Source organism: Nocardia farcinica (assembly GCF_001182745.1).
GTDB classification, from domain to species: domain Bacteria; phylum Actinomycetota; class Actinomycetes; order Mycobacteriales; family Mycobacteriaceae; genus Nocardia; species Nocardia farcinica.
Genome location: NZ_LN868939.1, coordinates 1,213,310 through 1,231,773, shown reverse-complemented (window position 1 = coordinate 1,231,773; position 18,464 = coordinate 1,213,310). Strand labels below are relative to the sequence as shown.

The window sequence follows — 18,464 nt, the reverse complement described above, 5'->3', positions numbered from 1 at the left end:
CCCGGCCACCGGTCGTGACGCTCAGGAGTGACGGACCACATGACAGACACCCGCGATTTCGATCTCACCGTGTTCGGCGCGACCGGCTTCGTCGGCAAGCTCACCGCCGAATACCTGCTCGACGCCGCACCCGAGGGCGCGCGGATCGCGCTGGCCGGGCGCTCGGCCGACAAGCTGGCGAAGGTGCGCGAGGAACTGGGCCCGCGCGCGGCGAACTGGGAACTCGTCGTCGCCGATTCCACCGACCAGGCCGCGCTCGACGCGCTGGCCGCCCGCACCACGGCCGTGATCACCACGGTGGGCCCCTACCTGCGCTACGGCATGCCGCTGGTGCGCGCCTGCGCCGAAGCGGGCACGCACTACGCCGATCTCACCGGTGAGCCGCTGTTCATCCGGGAGGCCATCGACGCCCATCACGACCGGGCCGTCGAGACCGGCGCGAAGATCGTCAACTCCTGCGGTTACGACTCGGTGCCCTCCGACCTGAGCGTCTACCAGCTCTACCGGAGTTCGGTGGCGGACAACACCGGTGAGCTGACCGACGTCACGTTGGTCGCTTCGCTCAAGGGCGGCGTCAGCGGCGGCACCATCGATTCCGGCCGGGCCATGATGGAGGCGGTGGCCGCGGATTCGTCCAAGGCCGCGGTGCTCGCGCACCCGTACTCGCTGAGCCCGGACAAGTCGATGGATCCCGACGTGGGTCGGCAGTCCGATCAGGCGCTGGAGCGGGCGAGCAACATCGACCCGAGCCTGGACGGCTGGGTCGGCACCTTCGTGATGGCCGCGCACAACACCAAGATCGTCCGCCGCACCAACGGCCTGCTCGGCTGGGTGTACGGCAAGAACTTCCGGTACCGCGAGGTGATGAGCGCGGGGTCCTCGCGGCTGTCCCCGGTGATCGCGACCGTCATGAGCGGCGGCATCGTGGCGGGCCTGGCCGCGGGCGCGGTGCTCTCGCGGGCGCGGGCGGGCCGCAAGCTGCTGGACACGGTGCTGCCCAAGCCGGGCACCGGCCCCAGCGAGGAGAGCAGGCGCTCGGGCTGGTTCACCATGAAGACCTTCGCGCGCACCACCTCCGGCGCCAAGTACGTGGCGACCTTCGCGGGCAAGGGCGATCCCGGCTACCAGGCCACCGCGGTGATGCTCGGCCAGTCCGGACTCTGCCTGGCCTTCGACGAATTGCCCGAGCGGGCGGGCATTCTCACCCCCGCGGCCGCCATGGGCGACGCGCTCACCGAGCGGCTGCGGGCCGCGGGCATGACGATCGAGGTGGCGCGCGCCTGACCCGGTCGGCACGTGCGGCCCGTCACAGTTGGGCCCCAAGCCGATCCGCGTCGCCCTGACCTGCCGCTAGAGTGCGGATCGGTAGGGCGGTGAGTGGACCGAGCGCAAGGGGGGTGAGCCCGTGGCGGTACCGGATACCGGTCAGGGCGTGGCCAGGGGGCTGTACGCGGCGGCGGTGGACGAGCGTTTCGAACTCGCCGAGGACGTCGCGGTGAATCTGGCCGCCGCCTGCGACAAGCTGGTCGAGGACCTGGGCGCGGCGCTGACCGCGAGCGAGGCCGCCGCCGCGGTGAGCGGGTTCCCCGAGCTGCCGACCGGCCGCGCGCTGGCCGCCGGCTTCGCCGCCAAGGGCGGGCAGTTGCGCGCCACGGTGGCGGCGTTCCAGGAGACGGCGCTGCTGTTCAAGGCCGCCTACCTCGCCGCGGGGCACCGGCTCGCCGAGGCCGAAGCCGCCCACCGCGCCGCGCTGCACGCCGTCGCCGACTACCTGGATCAGCGATGAGCGCCGTCGCCGCGCTCCGGGTGCGGTGAACCGTGGTGGACGCCGCGGCCAGGGCCGCCGCCGAGGAGATGCTGGCGCGCGGACGCGCGCTCGCGAACGCCGCCGAAACCTCCGGCGCCGGAACCGATCCCGCCTACGCGCCGGAGCGGGAACGCTTCGCCGCCTACACCCACGCCGAGATCTGGGAGCGGGTGCGCGAGGCGCTCGATCCCGCCGCGCTCGGGGAGACCGCCGAGGCGTGGCGGACCGGCGCGGACACGATCGGTGCGGCGTTCCAGTCCTTCGCCGACGCCACCGCCCGTGAATTCGCCCGCTGGTCGGGCCGTTCCGGCGAGGCGGCCGCCCAGGCCACCCGCTCCTTCGTCACCCTCGGCATGGACGCGCACGACGTGTGCCGCGCCGTGCAGCGCCTGATGGAGCTCAACCGTGATGTGGCCCAGACGATCCGGGCCGCGGTCCCCGCGCCGCCGCACTATCTGCCGCTGCCCGACCCGGTCGCCGAGGCGGTGCACGGCGGCCGCCGCCGGATGGAACACGACCGCGCCGCGGCCGAGCTCGAGGCCGACGTGCGCGACATCATGACCTACGTCTACACCCCCACCATGCCCGCCACCGGCGACAGCGTGCCCCGGTTCACACCGCCCGGGACAGGCCCGACGGGTGGGAGCGGCGCACGGTGAGATGGGTCCTCACCCCGGACGAGTTCACCCATGTCTGGGAAAGCGAAACCAACTTGGATCGGCGGCCGTACCCGGTGAACATGGTGCCCGCCTCGCTGGTGCGCACCGAATCCGAGTACGAGGCGCTGCGCCTGCACCAACGCTTCGCCCGGCAGGCCGATCCGGACCTGGCCGCCGCGCTGATGCTGTGCGCGCGCACCGACGCCACCACCATCACCGTGTCCGGGGAGCGGTATCGCACCGACAACGGCACCGGCGACCGGGTGCTCGCCTTCGCCGCCGTCGTGCACCATCACGCGAGCATCCTGGTGGCCACCCCGGAGAAGATGACCGTGCTGATGTGCCACGCCCGCACCGTCGGCGCCCGGCTGGTGCAGGTGATCGGCTCGGCCCGGCCCGGGCGGCTCGGACCGCTGCGCGAACCCCAGGACCGCGTGCTCGGCGAACCGAGCGGCGGCGACGACGGCGCCGAACGGTTCCGGCAGACGCTGCGCAAACCGCTCGACGGCCGCGGGTTCATCACGGTGACCGTGGACCCGGAGAACCCGATGTCGCCGCCGACCCGGCACCGCAGCTGGCTCGACGTCAGCGGCGACGGACGCTACCTGCTCACCACCGCCCACGATCTGGTTCTGGCGCCCGCCTCGGACGAGGACTTCGCCGTGCATCTGCTGCGTCTGGCGCAGATTCGCTGACCACCGTGGTAGTTGTGGACGATGGCGCAGAACTGGACCATCCCCGCGACCGAGGCGTTGCGTGCCGACGGCGTGCGGATCGCCGACCTGGACACCTCGGCCACGCCCGGCTTCGACGGTGACAAGACCCAGGGGCAGGACCTGCTGACCGAACGCACCGCGGTGCTGTCGGACCTGCAGGAGAAGCTCTACGCCAACGGCCGATCCGGCGACAAGCGCAGCGTGCTGCTGGTGTTGCAGGGCATGGACACCGCGGGCAAGGGCGGCATCGTGCGGCACGTGATCGGCTCGGTCGACCCGCAGGGCGTCGACCACGCCGCCTTCGGCGTGCCGACGCCGGAAGAGAAGCGCCACCACTACCTCTGGCGCATCCGCAAGGCGTTGCCGCGCGGCGGTCAGCTCGGGGTCTTCGACCGCTCGCACTACGAGGACGTGCTCGTGGTGCGGGTGCACGACCTGGTGCCGCGCGCGGAGTGGGAGCCGCGCTACGACGAGATCAACCACTTCGAGCGCGAGCTCACCGACGAGGGCATCACCCTGGTGAAGGTGGCGATGTTCGTCTCGCTCGACGAGCAGAAGCGGCGGCTGCGCGAACGTCTCGAACGCCCGGACAAGTATTGGAAGTTCAATCCCGCCGACATCGACGAACGCGCCTACTGGCCCGCCTACCAGGAGGCCTACCAGGCGATGCTGGACCGCACCCACACCGGCCACGCCCCCTGGTACGTCATCCCCGCCGACCGCAAGTGGTACGCCCGCCTCGCCGTCACCGAACTGCTCATCGACGCACTGTCCACGTTCCAGCTGGACTGGCCGCCCGCCCAGTTCGACGTCGCCGAACAACTGCGCCGCCTCGACCGGGCGTGAGGATTCAGATCCGGCGCAGAACCGAGACGACCTTGCCGAGGATGACCGCCTCGTCGCCGTCGATCACCTCGTAGGCGGGGTTGCGGGGTTCCAGCAGGACGTGGCCGTTGCGGCGGCGAAAGACCTTGACGGTGGCCTCCTCGCCGATCATGGCGGCCACGATGTCGCCCGAGTTCGCCTCCCGCTGGCTGCGCACCACGACGGTGTCGCCGTCGCAGATGGCGGCGTCGATCATGGAGTCGCCGCGCACGCGCAGCGCGAACACGGTGCCGCGGCCGACCAGTTCGCGCGGCAGGGTGAGCAGGTCGTCGGTGTGTTCCTCGGCCAGGATCGGTGCGCCCGCGGCGATGTCGCCCACCACCGGCACGGTCACCGCGTCCCCGCTGGGCGCCGCGGCGGCCGTGCCGTGCAGGAACAGCCGCACATCGATCGGCCGCACCACCCCCTCCCCCCGCCGCAGGAACCCGCGCTCCTCGAGGCTGCGCAGATGCCGGGCGACCGACGACATCGAGCGCAGACCGACCGCCGCACCGATCTGCCGGGTGCTCGGCGCGTACCCGTGCTCGACCACCCAGTCCCGGATGACCTCCAGGATCCGCCGCTGCCGCACCGGCAGCGCCGAGGTGTCGAGATGCTCGAAGTCGTAGTCGGTCACCCGGGAGATGTTAGGCGGGTGCGGTGGACCGGCACGAGTCAGCGGCCGGTCAGGTCGCGGGTGTCTGGGTGCCGATGAGGTCGAACAGTTCGGTGGTGACGCGCTCGGGGAGTTCGATGCCCGGGAAGTGGGTGTGGCCGTCGAGGCGGGTGTAGCTGAACCAGGGGTGGGTGCGGCGGAATTCGGCGTGCACGGCGTCGTACTCGGCCGACTTGGGGTGGGAGTAGACGTGGCGGACGGGGCGCGGTTCGGTGAACTTGTCCAGCCGGCCCATCGGGGAACCCCAGGTGGCGTAGGCGGTTTCGATGACGCGGCCGGAGCGGGCCCACATGTCGAAGCCGTGACCGCCCGCCTCGTAGCGCACGTGGTCGAGCACGGCCTGGTCGGTGCTGCCTGCCAGCCAGCTGTCGAGCAGGCCGCGCTGGGCGGCCCGCCAGGTCCGCTCGTCCTGCAGCGCGCGCAGGCCGGCGGCGAATTCCGGCGGCGGCGGGGTCATGATCAGGTCCATCAGCAGCAGCGCGGGCACGCGGTCGGCGCCGAGGGTGTCGGCGATGTCCATGGCCGCCCACCCGCCGTGCGCGTGTGAGAGCGGCACGAAACGCTCGACCTCCAGAGCGTCGAGCAGGCCGATGGTGTCGGAGACCTGTTCGGCGACACCGAAATCGCCGACGAGGGTGCGGTCGATGCCGTGGCCGCGCCAGCACACCCGGATCACCCGGTGGTGCGGGCGCAGATGCGGCAGCATGCGGTCGAAGGCGCGGTGGTCGTGGCCCCAGCCGGGCAGCAGCACGATGGCCGGGCGATCCGGGGCATATCCCTGATCGTCGAAGCCGATCTCGACGCCGTTGATCCGATAGGTGTTGAGCATGGTGTTCTCCTGTTTCTCGGGATGCGTCAGGACGAGGCCGGACGCAGGCGGGTGGCGGCCAACTGGGTGTCGGCGAAGCCGGAGGTGCGGCCGAGCAGCCCCATCAGCGGGTCGCGCACCGCGTCGGGCACGGTGTTGAGCAGGCGCATCCGGTAGGAGGTGCGCTGGGTGCGTTCCACGCCGGGACGCTGCTCGCGTTCCCAGGTGGTCAGCGCCGCGGGGAGGTCGAGGCCGGGCCGGGCGAGGGTGGCGGCGAGGGAGACGGCGTTGGTCATCGCGGTGCCGCCGCCCTGTCCGAGGTAGGGCGGCTGGGCGTGCGCCGCGTCGCCGAGGAACGCCACCCGCCCGCACGACCACGACCGCAGGCGGATGAACTCGAAGGTGTCCCAGCGGATCGGGATGCCGTCGGTGCTGTCCAGCAGGTCCCCCAGTCCGGGGAAGCTGCGCCGCCAGGACGCGAGGTCGAGGCGGGTGCCGGTGGTGGCGGGATCGTCGGCGTCGGAGACGAGCGCCAGGTAGACGTGCTCGGGGGTGCAGGGGGTGTAGAGCAGCCGGCGTCGGCCCTGGAAGTACTCCAGGTGCTTGGGCAGGTCGTCGGCGGGCAGGTAGTCCCCGGCGGGCACCATGAGCCGGGCCGCGCCCTGGCGCATGCGCACCCGGCGGTGGGTCAGGCCGAGCCCGTCACGCAGCCGGGAGTGCACGCCGTCGGCGGCCACGACCAGGTCCGCGGTGCTGGTGCGGCCGTCGTCGAAGGTGACGGTGCCGTCGGGTGTGGCGGCGACGGCGCGGGATTCGGTGATCAGGTCCACGCCCGCCCGTTCGGCGGCCCGCACCAGCGCGGCGATCAGCCGGTCGCGCAGCAGGGTGTAGCAGCGGGGCCCGCCGGGACCGTTGATGTCGATCCGGTAGAGGGTGCGGCCGCTGCGGGAGCGGGCCTCCACCGCCGGACCGATGTGCGCGCCCGCGGTGGCCTCGTCGTAGGCGTCGATGGCCGCCAGGGCGGACAACCCGTTGTCCCACACGTAGATTCCCGCGCCGACGGCGCGAATGGCGGGCTGCCGTTCGTGCAACCGGACCCGCCAGCCCGCCAGGGCCAGTGCGGTCGCCGCGCTGAGCCCGCCGATACCGCCGCCGATCACGTCCGCATGCCGTCGGTTCACGGCCGGTTCCTTTCTGCCTTCGCTCAGGGGAGCTGTCGAACGGCACGTGATCCGTGCCGGTGGGCCGGCCAGTCGGCGACGGCGCCGGTGCGCACGAATTCGCCCCAGCTGCGCCGGGTACGGGCACCCAGCTCGTCGAGCTCGGCCGGGGTCGTCGGGCGCACCATCGGGGCGGCGCGCCAGTCGTCGGGGTCGCCGAACAGCAGGGGCAGTTCGATGCAGTGGCAGGCGCCGAGCGGACTGCCGGGATGCAGTGCGCCGACGCGGTAGCAGCGCGCCACCGCACCCGCGTCGGTGAGCAGGTCGGCGAAGCGGAACACACCGTCCGCGAAGGCCTTTCGGCCGACCGCCCGTTCGGCCAGCGTCACCACGCGCGGTCCGGCGACCGATATCCGCCGGACCCGCCCGAACACCGGGTGCGGCCCGCCGAAGAACGCGCGCATCTCCGCGGCCGTGCAGCCCACCAGGGCCGGGACGGGGGCGGCGCGCACCGCGGCCGCCCATTGCGCGGGCCCCGGCAGGACGTCGGTCTCCTCGACGGGCAGGAACGGCGGCGCGGCGTTCAGGCCGCCCGGTCCGGCCCGGCGGATCGCGGTGCGGGCTTGGGCGGCAAGCAGTTCCGGCACCGGTGCGGTGCGCGGATCGGTGCCGAGTTCGGCCAGGAACACGGCGGCGGCACGCTCGGCCGCGGCGACGTCGTGGAATCCGATACCGAAGGGCGCGCTCTGCACGATCGCCTGCGCGAACAGACCGCGCGCCCGCGGCATACCGACCATCGCCGCCACGCATTGACCGCCCGCCGACTGGCCCGCCACGGTGACCCGCGCGGGATCGCCGCCGAAGGCGCGGATGTTCTCGCGCACCCACCCCAGCGCGGCGAGCTGGTCGAGCAGGCCGAGATTGCCCTCGGACACACCCGCCGCGCGCAGCCAGCCCAGCACACCGAGCCGGTAGGACACCGAGACGACGACGATGCCCGTCTCCCGCACCAGCCGGTCGGCGTCGTAGAGATTCCATTCGCCGCCGCCGGAGAGGTAGGCGCCGCCGTGCAGCCAGACCAGCACCGCGGCCCCACCGGGCGCCGGCCGCACCGGCGCGGTGACGGTCAGCCGCAGGCAGTCCTCGGACTGCTCGAACGGCGCGGGCGCACCCATCACCGCTTCCAGCCGGGAGGGCAGCTGGGGCGCGCTCGGCCCGCGGGTGCTCGCGTCGATCACGCCGTCGTGCGCGGGCTCCGGCTCCGGTGCGGCGAACCGTTCGGCCCGCGCGTACCTGATGCCCCGGAACGTCCGCACGCCGTCCGCGACGACGCCGCGCCAGCCTCCCGAGGGCGCTTCGACCACGTTGTCCATGCCACTCCCGCCTCTAACGCAAGTCGACTTGCGATACCCCTTCACGCTAGAACCCCGTGGGCAATAACGCAAGAGGTCTTGCGATAATTGGGGCATGACGTCCTCCACCCCCCAGCTCCGCGGCGCGCGGCTGCGCCGCGCCGTCCTCGACGCGACGCTGGCGCGCATCGAATCCGCCGGTATCGAGCAGGTGCGGGTCGCCGATGTCGCCGCCGACGCCGGCGTGCACGAGACCTCGATCTACCGCCGCTGGAAAACCCTGCCCAAACTGCTGCTCGACGCGCTGCTCTCGCGCATCGACACGGAGATCCCGATCGCCGACAGCGGCTCCGCCCGCGCCGACCTGGGAGCCTTCCTCGCCGACCTGATCCGCTTCGCCGAGACCCCGTCGGGCGCGGCACTGATCCGCGGCACCGCCATCGTCGGCGCCGACCCCGAGGTCGCCGAAGCCAGGCGGGAGTTCTGGGTGCGCCGGCTCTCGGCGTCGGAGGAGATCGTCCGGCGCGGCATCGCCCGGGGCGAACTCGCCGCGACCGCCGACCCGCGACTGATCATGCTCGCGCTCGGCGGCCTGGTGCACCTGCAAGTGACCCACCTCGGCGGCGAAATCCCGGCGACCTGGCCGCGCGAAGCCGTCGGCCTGGTGCTCGACGGCGCACGCGTCCGCTGAGCCGGACGCCACATTTCGCACGCGTCCGCTGAGCCGGACGCCACATTTTCGGAAACTCTCAGGTTGACCCGCGATGATGGGCGCCGTGCCCGGCCGCCCGGCGCCCACCCGCGCCACTACCATCGGGGCGGCAGGTCGAACCGTCAGGCGAGGGAAAGGCGTGGTGAACGCACGGTGAGCAACAATCCGGGCCGGAGGAATCCGCTGCTGGAGGCGGAACGCGCCGACCGCAAGCGCAAGATCGCGATCCAGGCGGGCGTGGCGGCCGTGCTGATCGGCCTCGTCGCCGCCATCGGCATCGGCATCGCGGTCAAGAAGGCCGAGCGCGACGATCCCGGCCCGACACCGGCCATCGCCGCCCAGAACGGCGCCGCGGTCACCGGCTCGATCACCGACAGCGGCGCGGTGCGCATCGGCAAGCCCGACGCCACCGTCACCGTGCGGGTGGTGGCCGACCTGCAGTGCCCGGCGTGCAAGAACTTCGAAGCGACCTACGGGCAGCTGCTCGAGGACGCGGTGAACAACGGCACCGCCGCCGTGGAGTACAACGTGATCTCCTTCCTGGACCGCGCCTCGACCAACGAGTACTCGAGCCGCGCCGCCAACGCCGCCTACTGCGTGGCCGAGCAGGACCCGGCCAAGTTCCAGACCTGGCTGAAGACCATGTTCGCCCAGCAGCCCGCCGAGGGCGGCGCCGGTCACACCGACGACCAGCTGATCGAGATCGCCCGCGAGGTCGGCTACACCGACGCCGTCGCGGGCTGCATCCAGGACCGCACCTACGCCAAGTACGTGACGTCGAAGACCCAGGCCGTGTTCGGTGAGGGCGTGCAGTCCACCCCGACGGTCTTCGTCAACGGCCAGCAGGTGCAGCCCAACGGCCTCGAGCAGGCCATCGCCGCGGCGGCCGCGGGCCGGTGATCGCGGCTCCGCCCAGGTCCGCGTGGCTGCTGCTGGTCTGCGGCCTCGCGGGCTGGATCGCGTCGGTGACCCTCACCGTCGAGCGGTACAAGCTGTTCCTCGATCCCGACTACCGGCCCTCGTGCAGCCTCAACCCGGTGCTGTCCTGCGGTTCGGTGATGGTCACCGATCAGGCGGCGGTGTTCGGCTTCCCCAACCCGCTGATGGGCATCGCGGGCTTCTCCGTGGTGGTGACGCTGGCCGTGCTCGCGGTCGCCGGGGTCGCGCTGCCGCGCTGGATCTGGGGCGGGCTGTGGCTGGGCGCGGTGCTCGGCACCGTCTTCGTGTGCTGGCTGATCTTCCAGAGCCTCTACCGGATCAACGCGCTGTGCCCGTACTGCATGGTGGTCTGGGCGGTGATCACCCCGCTGCTCGCCGTCGTCACCGACCAGCTCTGGGGCCGCGCGAGCGGCCCCCTCGGCGTGCTGGCCGAATGGCGGTGGACCCTGGTCGCCCTGTTCTACGCGGTGGTCCTGCTGCTGGTGTTCCTGCGCTTCCAGGACTACTGGCTGAGCCTGGTGTGAGGCTCAGTTCGGCGTGCCGAGGCCCAGTTCCACGGTGACCGTGCGCTCCACCCCGTCGGCGCCGAGCACGCCGAGGCGCACGGTCTCCCCCGGCCTGCGCCGGTCGATGGCCGTGCGCAGCACTCGGGCCGAGCCGATCGGGCGGCCGTCGATCGAGACGATCACCTCGCCGTCGGCGAGACCGGCGGCGTAGGCGGGCAGGCCGTAGAGGGCCACGTCGATGCGGGCGCCACTGGGGCTGGCGTCGGAGATGAGCACGCCGAGGGTCGCGGTCGGGCCGATGTGCACGGTGTCGGTGGGGATGCCGGACCGGATCTGGCGCACGACTCGCATGGCGGTGTCGATGGGCACCGCGTAGCCGTTCGGCCGTTCCAGTTCGGCCGCCGTCTCCCCCGACGACGCGGTGACGACGCCGACGACCGCGCCCTGCCAGTCGACCAGTGCGCCCCCGGATTGCCCGGAGCTGACCGGGGCGGCCACCTCCACCATCCCGCGCAACGCCTTCCGCGACAGATCCGCGGCGTTGAGCGCCACGATGGTGCTGTTGAGCGCGGTGACCAGGCCGGGTGTCGCGGTCGGCGGGCCGCCGGTGCCACCGGCGTTGCCCAGGGCCAGCACCTCGTCACGCACCCGCACGCTCGACGAACTGCCCAGCCGGACGGTCGGCAGGCCGTTCGCCCCCGGCAGCGACAGCAGGGCGATGTCGGCGGTCGAGTCGTAGCCGAGCACGGTCGCGCGATACTCGGCGCCGGTCGCCTGCGTGGTGACCACGACCTGCTCGGCGCCTTTCACCACGTGATGGCTGGTGAGCACCTGCCCGTCGGCGGTCAGCACGATGCCGGTCCCGGCCGCGCCCTGGCCGAGCGGGCGGGTCCGGGTGCTGATGTTCACCAGCGCCGGCGTCACCTCGGCCGCGACGGCAGCCTGGTCGAGCGGCGGATTCGGCGGCCGGACCGTCGGCGCGGCCGTGGTCCCGGTGTCTCCGAGCGGCCATCCGGGCAGCTCACCGCGGAAACCGAGGAACCCGGCCAGGGCGAGCACGGCCGCCACCAGCAGCGCGGACCATCGGCCGCCGCTGCCGCGCGGTTCGTCCTGCATGCGCCCTCCACCCTCACCTGGCCCGACGGCCGTGACGAATCCCATTGTGGCGGCCGGGGACGGCGATCGGTTGGCAATCCGGTGCATGCGACGGTAGGCATGTATTCATGAGCACCGCTGCCGCCGCCTATGCCGTGTCCGCCGCCGACGGATCCTTCGAGAAGGTCACCATCGCCCGGAGGGAGCTCGGGCCGCACGACGTGCTGATCGATGTGAAGTACGCGGGCATCTGCCACTCCGACATCCACACCGCCCGTGACGAGTGGGGTGGGACCCGCTACCCGTGCGTGCCCGGCCACGAGATCGCGGGCCTCGTCGCCGCGGTCGGCTCGGCGGTCACGAAATACCGGCCCGGCGACCGGGTGGGTGTGGGCTGCATGGTCGACTCGTGCGGTCAGTGCCCGCCGTGCCTGGCCGACGAGGAGCAGTACTGCCTGCGCGGCGCCACCATGACCTACAACACCCCGGTGCCCGAGGAGGTGCAGCCCGGCGGGCACACCCTGGGCGGCTACTCCACCCAGGTCGTCGTCACCGAGAACTTCGTGGTCCGCATCCCCGAGGGCATCGGCCTCGACGTCGCGGCGCCGCTGCTGTGCGCGGGCGTGACGCTGTTCTCGCCGCTGCGGCACTGGCAGGCCGGGCCGGGCAAGCGCGTCGCCATCGTCGGGATGGGCGGGCTCGGCCACATCGGCGTGAAGCTGGCCGCCGCGATGGGCGCCGAGGTCACCGTGCTCAGCCATTCGCTGAGCAAGCAGGAGGACGGCAAGCGCTTCGGCGCGCACCACTACTACGCCACCGGCGACAAGCAGACCTTCCGCGATCTGCGCAACCGGTTCGACCTGATCATCAACACCGTCTCGGCCGACCTGCCCATCGACAGCTACATGCGCCTGCTGCGCCTGGACGGCACCCTGGTGATCCTCGGCCTGCCCGAGAACCCGCTCAGCGTGCGGCCTTTCACCCTCGCCAATTACCGCCGCTCACTGGCCGGTTCGATGATCGGCGGCATCGCCCAGACCCAGGAGATGCTGAACTTCTGCGCCGAGCACGGTATCGGCGCCGAGATCGAGCTCATCTCCGCCGACGAGATCGACAACGCCTACGACCGGGTGGTCGCCAGCGACGTGCGGTACCGCTTCGTGATCGACGCCGCCACCATGTAGCCGCGGCGCGGTGTGAGCGGGGGCGCGGCCGCGTCGCTACGTTGGTGCTGTGGCCGCCGACGACGAATCGACCGAGGAGAACGCCCCCGCACCGCAGGAAGCGGTGGTGACCGCCGAACTGAGTGCGGGACCGCCGCCGTGGCTGCTGCGGGCCTTCCTGCTCGCGGCGGCGACCGTCAGCGGGCTGGTGCTCGGCTTCTGGGTGTTGCAGCGCCTGCAAGGGCTGCTCACCGTGCTGATGATCTCGCTGTTCTTGGCCTTCGCGATCGAGCCGGCGGTGAACTGGCTGGCCGCGCGCGGCATGCGGCGCGGGCCCGCGACCGGGCTGGTGTTCCTGGGCCTGGTGGCGGTCGTCGTCGCGTTCTTCGGCGCGCTCGGCGCGCTGCTGGTCGACCAGGTGACCACGCTGGTGCAGAACGCACCCGACTACGCCGACCAGGTGGTCGACTGGATCAACCGGACCTTCCGCACCCAGCTCTCGGGTGAGGACATCGAGAAGTACGCCACCGAATGGAGCGACAAGCTCGAGGGCTACCTCGTCGGCTTCGCCGGAAACGCCTGGGGCATCGGCACGGCCGCGGTCGGCGCGCTGTTCCAGGCACTCGGCGTGCTGCTGTTCACCTTCTACTTCGCCGCCGACGGGCCGCGCTTCCGCAACGCGGTCTGCTCGCTGCTGCCGCCGCGCAGGCAGGTACACGTGCTGCGGGCCTGGGACATCGCCGTGGAGAAGACCGGCGGCTACATCTACTCGCGCGGCCTGCTCGCGCTGTGCTCGGCGATCGCCCACTACGCCGCGTTGCGGGTACTCGGGGTGCCCTCGGCGCTGGCGCTGGCGCTGTGGGTCGGCGTGGTGTCCCAGTTCATTCCGACCGTCGGCACCTATCTCGCCGGTGCGATCCCGATCGTCGTGGCCCTCGTCCACGATCCGGGCTCGGCGCTGTGGTTGCTCGGATTCATCGTCCTCTACCAGCAATTCGAGAACTACGTGCTGCAACCGCGCATCACCGCCACCACCCTGGACATGCACCCCGCCGTGGCGTTCGGCGCGGTACTCGCCGGCGCCGCCCTGCTCGGCGCCACCGGCGCCCTGCTCGCCATCCCCGTCACCGCCACCGTCCAGGCCTTCGCCGGCGCCTACGTCCGCCGCTATGAAGTCCGCACCGACCTCGACACCACCCCGCCCCCACCCGCTCCACGCCCGAAGAAGCCGCGGAACTGGGCCCGCCAGTTGACCATCCGCTTCACCGGCACCGACTCCCCCGGCCGCACCACCTAGCTCAGGTCACCGGCTCGGACATCGCGGCCACCACTTCCGGCGCCATGAACAGCCGTGCACGTCCCCTGGTGACCTCGACGAGCATGCCTGCGGCGACCAGTTTTTCGAGATTCAACGTTGCCGCGCGATGGGTCACGCCCAGTACTTTCTTCGCGGTACCGATACCGAGAACCGGGGAGCGGAACAGTTCGTCGACGAGAACGGGAAGCAACCCCGAGGAGCGCGCGGTGGCCACCCGACGTCGAAGTTCAATACGCAATTCGTCCAACCGAACTGCTCGCGCGAGGCTGTCGCGCGCCTGCTCCTCGACCACCTCGAGAAAGAAGGAGAACCAGAGTGCCCAATCACCCTCGGTGGACACTCTGAGCAAGCCGTCGTAGTAACGATCGCGACGTGGTTCGATGTAGGCGGACAAGTCGAGCATCGGGCCAGGCAGCAGACCCCACTCGACCAGCAGCATCACCGCGAGCAATCGCCCGATGCGACCGTTGCCGTCGATGAAGGGATGGATGGCCTCGAACTGGTAATGCACGGCGGCGATCGCCATCAACGGGGGCAGGTCACCCGACGCGTGCAAGTACTTCTCCAGCGCATCGAGGCAGTCCCACATCTGATCCGGGGGCGGCGGAACGTAGGTAGCGGTGTCGATCACCGACCCGGGCCGTCCGATCCAGTTCTGGCTGCGCCGAAACTCACCGGGAGTCGCGAAATCGCCGCGGACCCCGGACAGCAGGATACGGTGCGCCTCACGGAGCAACGGCAGGCTCAACGGCAGGCGGCGGTCCGGAGCAAGCACGTGGTCCATCGCCGCCATGTAGTTGAACACCTCGCGAACGTCACCCACCGGATTGCTCGGCTGCTCGGCTTCGAACAAGGCCAGGTCCGACAGGGACGCCACGGTTCCTTCGATCCGGCTGGACAGCACCGCCTCACGCCGCACAAGGGCTCGGCAGAACAGATCCGGGTTCGGCAACCCGCGGCCGAGACCGGCCAGCTCACCGATGGCTCGGTCGGCAGCCGAGAGCCTCTTCACCAGCACGGGCGTCAGTGCCACCTCGGGCGGCAAGGGCGGCGGTACGAACGCGCGGTAGCCACCTTCCGCCCGCACCACATGTGACCGCTGACCTGCGGTGAAGTCGTCGAGGCGCAAGTGCTACTTACCTCCCATCACGCGATGGTTGTGCTACTTTTCCGGCGAAAAGTAGCACAACCATCGCTGGGGAGTATCGGGATTGCCGCTCCGGCGCGGAATCAGTCCCTGGCCTGCACCCGCCTGCGGATGCGGCGGGCGGCGGCGACCATGTTGCGCAGGGAGGGCTCGAGCTGCCAGTAGTGGCGGGTCTTGAGACCACCGTCGGGGTTGGCCCACAGGCGTTCCGGGGTGACGGCTTCGGCGGCGGCGGAGAGCAGCTCGTCGAGTTCGTCGATGTCGGGGATGCGGGCCGAGCGGCTCTCGTAGACGCCGGGACCGACGCCGTGACTGAGGCCGTGGCCGCCCGCGGCGTCCTCCTTGAGCGCCTTGAGCACCCACTCGATGGAGCGGGTGGCCACGATCGCGGTGACGTCGGCGTCGAGTTCCTCGATCGCGTCCACCACCTCGGTGCGCCCGGAATAGCCGATGTGCGTGTGGATCTGGGTGTCCGGGCGCACGCCGGAGGTGGCCAGCCGGAACGCGCCGACCGCCCAGCGCAGGTACTCGGCGCGGCCCTCGGCGCGCAGCGGCAGCATCTCGCGGATGGCGGGCTCGTCGACCTGGATGATCGCGATGCCGGCCTTCTCCAGATCCACCACCTCGTCACGGATGGCCAGCGCCACCTGGTCGGCGGTCTCGTAGAGCGGCTGGTCCTGGCGCACGAACGAGCGCGCGATCATGGTGACCGGGCCGGTGACGATGCCCTTGACCGGCTTGTCGGTCAACGACTGGGCGTAGGTGATCCAGTCGACCGACATCGGCGCCGGGCGCGAGACGTCACCGTAGATGATCGGCGGCCGCACACACCGCGAGCCGTACACCTGCACCCAGCCGAAGTGGGTGGTGGCGAAGCCGTCGAGCAGTTCGGCGAAGTACTGCACCATGTCGTTGCGCTCGTGCTCGCCGTGCACCAGCACGTCCAGGCCGATGTCCTCCTGCAACCGGATGGTGGCCTCGATCTCGGCCTCGATCCGCTTGCGGTACTCCTCGTAGGACAGCCGTCCCTGGTCGAGGTCGTAGCGGGCCTGGCGGATCTTGCCGGTCTGCGGGAACGAGCCCAGCGTGGTGGCGGGCACCGGCGGCAGGTTCAGCCTGGCCTGCTGGGCGGCGCGTCGCTCGGCGTAGGGCTCGCGCGAGCGCATGTCCGGGGTGATGGAGTACACCCGCTGGCGCACCGCGTGCTTCTGCTTGAAGTGCACCTCGCGCGGACGCTTGCGCCACTTGTCCGACGGCCCCTCGGTGAGCGCCTTGGCCAGCGAGACCACCTCGCCCACCTTCTGTTTGGCGAAGGCGAGCCGGTCGGCGACGTTGCCCTCGAGGTCGTACTCGACGAGCAGGTCGTAGGGCACGTGCAGCAGCGTGCAGCCGGTGGAGACCACCAGGTCCGGGCAGACCTTGGCGAGTTCGTTGAGGTATTCGAGCGTCACGTACCGGTCGGCGCGCCAGACGTTGCGGCCGCTGATCACGCCCGCGTACAGCCGCTTGCGGCGGATGCCGGGCACCTTGGCCAGCTCGTCGGGGTCGATGCGGTGGCTGGCCAGGTCGAGGCCGATCGCCTCGACGCCGGTGCCCGCCAGGATGGTCAGCGCCTCGCCGAAATCGCCGTACTGGCCGGTGACCAGGATGCGGGGACGCAGCGGCGCCTTGGACAGCCGCTGGTAGGCGCGCTCGAAGGCGGCCAGCTCGGCCTCGCTGCGCTCGCTGGTGTAGGCGGGCTCGTCGAGCTGCACGCAGGTGGCGCCGCGCTTGGCGAGGATCTCGAACAGTTCCTCGTACACCGGCAACAGCTTGTCGAGCAGGCTCAGCGTGTCGAACTCGGCCTCGCCCGGCTGGTCACCGGCCTTGGACAGCAGCAGCAGCGAAGCGGGTCCGAGCACGACCGGGCGCAGTTCGATGCCCTGCGCCATCGCGCGGTCGAATTCGTCGAGCAGCGCCTCGGGGTGCAGCGAGAACTCGGTGTCGGGCGCGAGCTCGGGCTGGCGGTAGTGGTAGTTGGTGTTGATGTAGCGCACCAGCTCGAGCGGGGGCAGGTCCGGCCGCCCGCGCGCCATCAGGAAGTAGAAGTCCAGCGGATCCATCACGTCCTGGTAGGGCTGGAAGCGCTTGGGCACCGCGCCGAACATCAGCGCGTTGTCCAGGACGTGGTCGTAGAAGGAGAAGGTGTTGCCGGGCACCTGGGTCAGGCCGGTGGCGGCCAGCTCGTTGAACTGGCGCTCCTGGATGTCGCGGCCGACCTCGAGCAGTTCCTCCCGCGAGAGCGACCCGCGCCAGTAGGACTCGAGCGCGCGCTTGAGTTCCCGGTGCGGCCCGATCCTGGGGTAGCCCAGAATGCTCGACCCGTAGCCCTCGGTGACGTTGACCATGCGCGGGAACTCCCTTTCGATCGGCTGCGTGCCCGCCGCCGGGCGGCCGCGCGCAGCGCTGCGCTCTCGTCTTTGCAGCTTATGTCGGCCGCCGCGGGGAGCACCGCGAAGCACCGGTGCGAAACACCCCGCTACCGCGCCGTGCAGTAACGGGGTGTGCGCAACCCCGGGGACCGGAAGGTGGTTACTTGTTGTACTGGTAGAAGCCCGCGCCGGTCTTCTTGCCGAGCAGGCCCGCCTCGACCATGCGCATCAGCAGCGGCGGGGCCGAGTACAGCGGTTCCTTGAACTCGGCGTACATGGAGTCGGCGATGGACTTGACGGTGTCGAGGCCGACCAGGTCGGTCAGCGCGAGCGGGCCCATCGGGTGGGCGCAGCCGAGCACCATCGCCTTGTCGACGTCTTCCTTGGTGGCGAAACCGGATTCGACCATCCGGATCGCCGAGAGCAGGTAGGGCACCAGCAGCGCGTTGACCACGAACCCGGAGCGGTCGGCCGAGCGCACGACCTGCTTGCCCAGCACGTCACCGGCGAACGCCTCGGCCCGCGCGGACACCGCTTCGCTGGTCTTGAGCGTGGTCACCAGCTCGACCAGCGGCAGCACCGGCACCGGGTTGAAGAAGTGCATGCCGACCACGCGCTCGGGATTGGCGGTGGCGACGGCGATCTTCATGATCGGAATGGAGGAGGTGTTGGAGGCCAGCACCGCGTTGGGGTCGGTGACGACCTTGTCCAGCTCGGCGAAGATCGAGGTCTTGACCTCCTCGTTCTCCAACACGGCCTCGACCACCAGCTGGCGGTCGGCGAAATCGCCGAGATCGGAGGTGAAGCGCAGCCGCCAGGCGGCCTGCTCGCGCTCGCGCTCGGTGATCTTGCCGCTGCTGACGCCACGATCCAGCGAACGCAGGATGCGGGCGCGGCCTGCGGCGGCCAGTTCCCTGGTCTGTTCGTAGACGAGCACGTCGACGTGTGCACGCGCGCACACTTCCGCGATTCCGGCGCCCATCTGTCCGGCGCCGATGACTCCGACGCGCTGAATCTTCTCGCTGCTCACGTCCCGCTCCTGCTGTTCTGGTCTGGCTTGCGGTGGCTGGTTCTGGTCCAAGGTATAGGGATGCCCTCCCTCGCCGGGGCTGTTCAGCGAGGGAGGGCGGT

At 71.1% G+C, this 18,464-nt stretch carries 18 protein-coding genes; 10 read left to right on the top strand and 8 right to left on the bottom strand.

The genetic code is table 11. The features are described from left to right. Positions 1-39 precede the first annotated feature (39 nt). The 5 genes from AMO33_RS22690 (at position 40) to AMO33_RS22670 (ending at position 4,028) form a co-directional block, all read left to right on the top strand. Positions 40-1,284 (top strand): saccharopine dehydrogenase family protein, encoded by a 1,245-nt coding sequence (locus AMO33_RS22690; RefSeq protein WP_060594179.1) that lies wholly within the window; start codon positions 40-42, stop codon positions 1,282-1,284. Positions 1,285-1,405: 121 nt separating this feature from the next. Beyond that, a complete protein-coding gene (locus AMO33_RS22685; protein ID WP_060594178.1) occupies positions 1,406-1,786 on the top strand; it encodes a hypothetical protein in 381 nt (126 codons plus the stop codon). A 32-nt stretch (positions 1,787-1,818) separates the two neighbouring features. Beyond that, positions 1,819-2,466, top strand: coding sequence for a hypothetical protein (locus AMO33_RS22680; RefSeq protein ID WP_240327292.1), 648 nt, complete (start codon positions 1,819-1,821; stop codon positions 2,464-2,466). Beyond that, a complete protein-coding gene (locus tag AMO33_RS22675; protein ID WP_011211750.1) occupies positions 2,463-3,161 on the top strand; it encodes an ESX secretion-associated protein EspG in 699 nt (232 codons plus the stop codon). The genes AMO33_RS22680 and AMO33_RS22675 overlap by 4 nt, the downstream gene beginning before the upstream one ends. Positions 3,162-3,182: 21 nt before the next feature. Further along, entirely contained in the window at positions 3,183-4,028 is an 846-nt protein-coding gene (locus AMO33_RS22670; RefSeq protein ID WP_041560454.1) for a polyphosphate kinase 2 family protein, read from the top strand. Positions 4,029-4,032: 4 nt separating this feature from the next. On the opposite strand, the gene lexA is transcribed toward AMO33_RS22670, so the two are convergent. The 4 genes from lexA to AMO33_RS22650 are packed head-to-tail and all read right to left on the bottom strand — an operon-like array spanning position 4,033 to position 8,063. Beyond that, positions 4,033-4,683: a transcriptional repressor LexA gene (lexA, locus tag AMO33_RS22665; protein WP_060594177.1), complete on the bottom strand. Its 651-nt coding sequence runs from the start codon at positions 4,681-4,683 to the stop codon at positions 4,033-4,035. 49 nt (positions 4,684-4,732) lie between these two features. Then, positions 4,733-5,551, bottom strand: coding sequence for an alpha/beta fold hydrolase (locus AMO33_RS22660; protein ID WP_011211753.1), 819 nt, complete (start codon positions 5,549-5,551; stop codon positions 4,733-4,735). Between the two features lie 26 nt (positions 5,552-5,577). Next, positions 5,578-6,711 carry an FAD-dependent oxidoreductase gene (locus tag AMO33_RS22655; protein ID WP_060594176.1) on the bottom strand — a complete coding sequence of 378 codons (1,134 nt, stop codon included), beginning with the start codon at positions 6,709-6,711 and terminating at the stop codon, positions 5,578-5,580. Positions 6,712-6,734: 23 nt separating this feature from the next. Then, positions 6,735-8,063 (bottom strand): carboxylesterase family protein, encoded by a 1,329-nt coding sequence (locus AMO33_RS22650; protein ID WP_060594175.1) that lies wholly within the window; start codon positions 8,061-8,063, stop codon positions 6,735-6,737. 94 nt (positions 8,064-8,157) lie between these two features. Between AMO33_RS22650 and AMO33_RS22645 the strand changes: the two genes are divergently transcribed. The 3 genes from AMO33_RS22645 (at position 8,158) to AMO33_RS22635 (ending at position 10,217) form a co-directional block, all read left to right on the top strand. Then, positions 8,158-8,733 (top strand): TetR-like C-terminal domain-containing protein, encoded by a 576-nt coding sequence (locus AMO33_RS22645; RefSeq protein WP_060594174.1) that lies wholly within the window; start codon positions 8,158-8,160, stop codon positions 8,731-8,733. A gap of 174 nt (positions 8,734-8,907) precedes the next feature. Further along, a complete protein-coding gene (locus tag AMO33_RS22640; RefSeq protein WP_060594173.1) occupies positions 8,908-9,654 on the top strand; it encodes a DsbA family protein in 747 nt (248 codons plus the stop codon). Then, complete coding sequence (locus AMO33_RS22635) at positions 9,651-10,217, top strand: vitamin K epoxide reductase family protein (RefSeq protein ID WP_011211758.1); 567 nt, start codon at positions 9,651-9,653, stop codon at positions 10,215-10,217. Before AMO33_RS22640 ends, AMO33_RS22635 begins: the two co-directional genes overlap by 4 nt. Positions 10,218-10,220: 3 nt before the next feature. Here the strand turns inward: AMO33_RS22635 and AMO33_RS22630 are convergent, their stop codons facing one another. Next, positions 10,221-11,315, bottom strand: coding sequence for a S1C family serine protease (locus tag AMO33_RS22630; RefSeq protein ID WP_060594172.1), 1,095 nt, complete (start codon positions 11,313-11,315; stop codon positions 10,221-10,223). A gap of 107 nt (positions 11,316-11,422) precedes the next feature. On the opposite strand from AMO33_RS22630, the gene AMO33_RS22625 reads away from it, so the two are divergent. Next, a complete protein-coding gene (locus AMO33_RS22625; RefSeq protein WP_060594171.1) occupies positions 11,423-12,478 on the top strand; it encodes an NAD(P)-dependent alcohol dehydrogenase in 1,056 nt (351 codons plus the stop codon). A 49-nt stretch (positions 12,479-12,527) separates the two neighbouring features. Next, the gene (locus AMO33_RS22620) at positions 12,528-13,754 is read left to right on the top strand and encodes an AI-2E family transporter (protein WP_240327290.1); all 1,227 of its coding nucleotides are present in this window, start codon (positions 12,528-12,530) and stop codon (positions 13,752-13,754) included. A 1-nt stretch (position 13,755) separates the two neighbouring features. On the opposite strand, the gene AMO33_RS22615 is transcribed toward AMO33_RS22620, so the two are convergent. From AMO33_RS22615 to AMO33_RS22605, 3 genes are all read right to left on the bottom strand, one after another. Beyond that, the gene (locus AMO33_RS22615; protein WP_060594170.1) at positions 13,756-14,904 is read right to left on the bottom strand and encodes a Fic family protein; all 1,149 of its coding nucleotides are present in this window, start codon (positions 14,902-14,904) and stop codon (positions 13,756-13,758) included. A 101-nt stretch (positions 14,905-15,005) separates the two neighbouring features. Further along, positions 15,006-17,309, bottom strand: a complete 2,304-nt coding sequence (gene metE / locus AMO33_RS22610) for a 5-methyltetrahydropteroyltriglutamate--homocysteine S-methyltransferase (protein WP_060594169.1) — start codon at positions 17,307-17,309, stop codon at positions 15,006-15,008. Positions 17,310-17,493: 184 nt separating this feature from the next. Continuing rightward, positions 17,494-18,363: a 3-hydroxybutyryl-CoA dehydrogenase gene (locus AMO33_RS22605; protein ID WP_011211763.1), complete on the bottom strand. Its 870-nt coding sequence runs from the start codon at positions 18,361-18,363 to the stop codon at positions 17,494-17,496. Between the last annotated feature and the right edge of the window lie 101 nt (positions 18,364-18,464).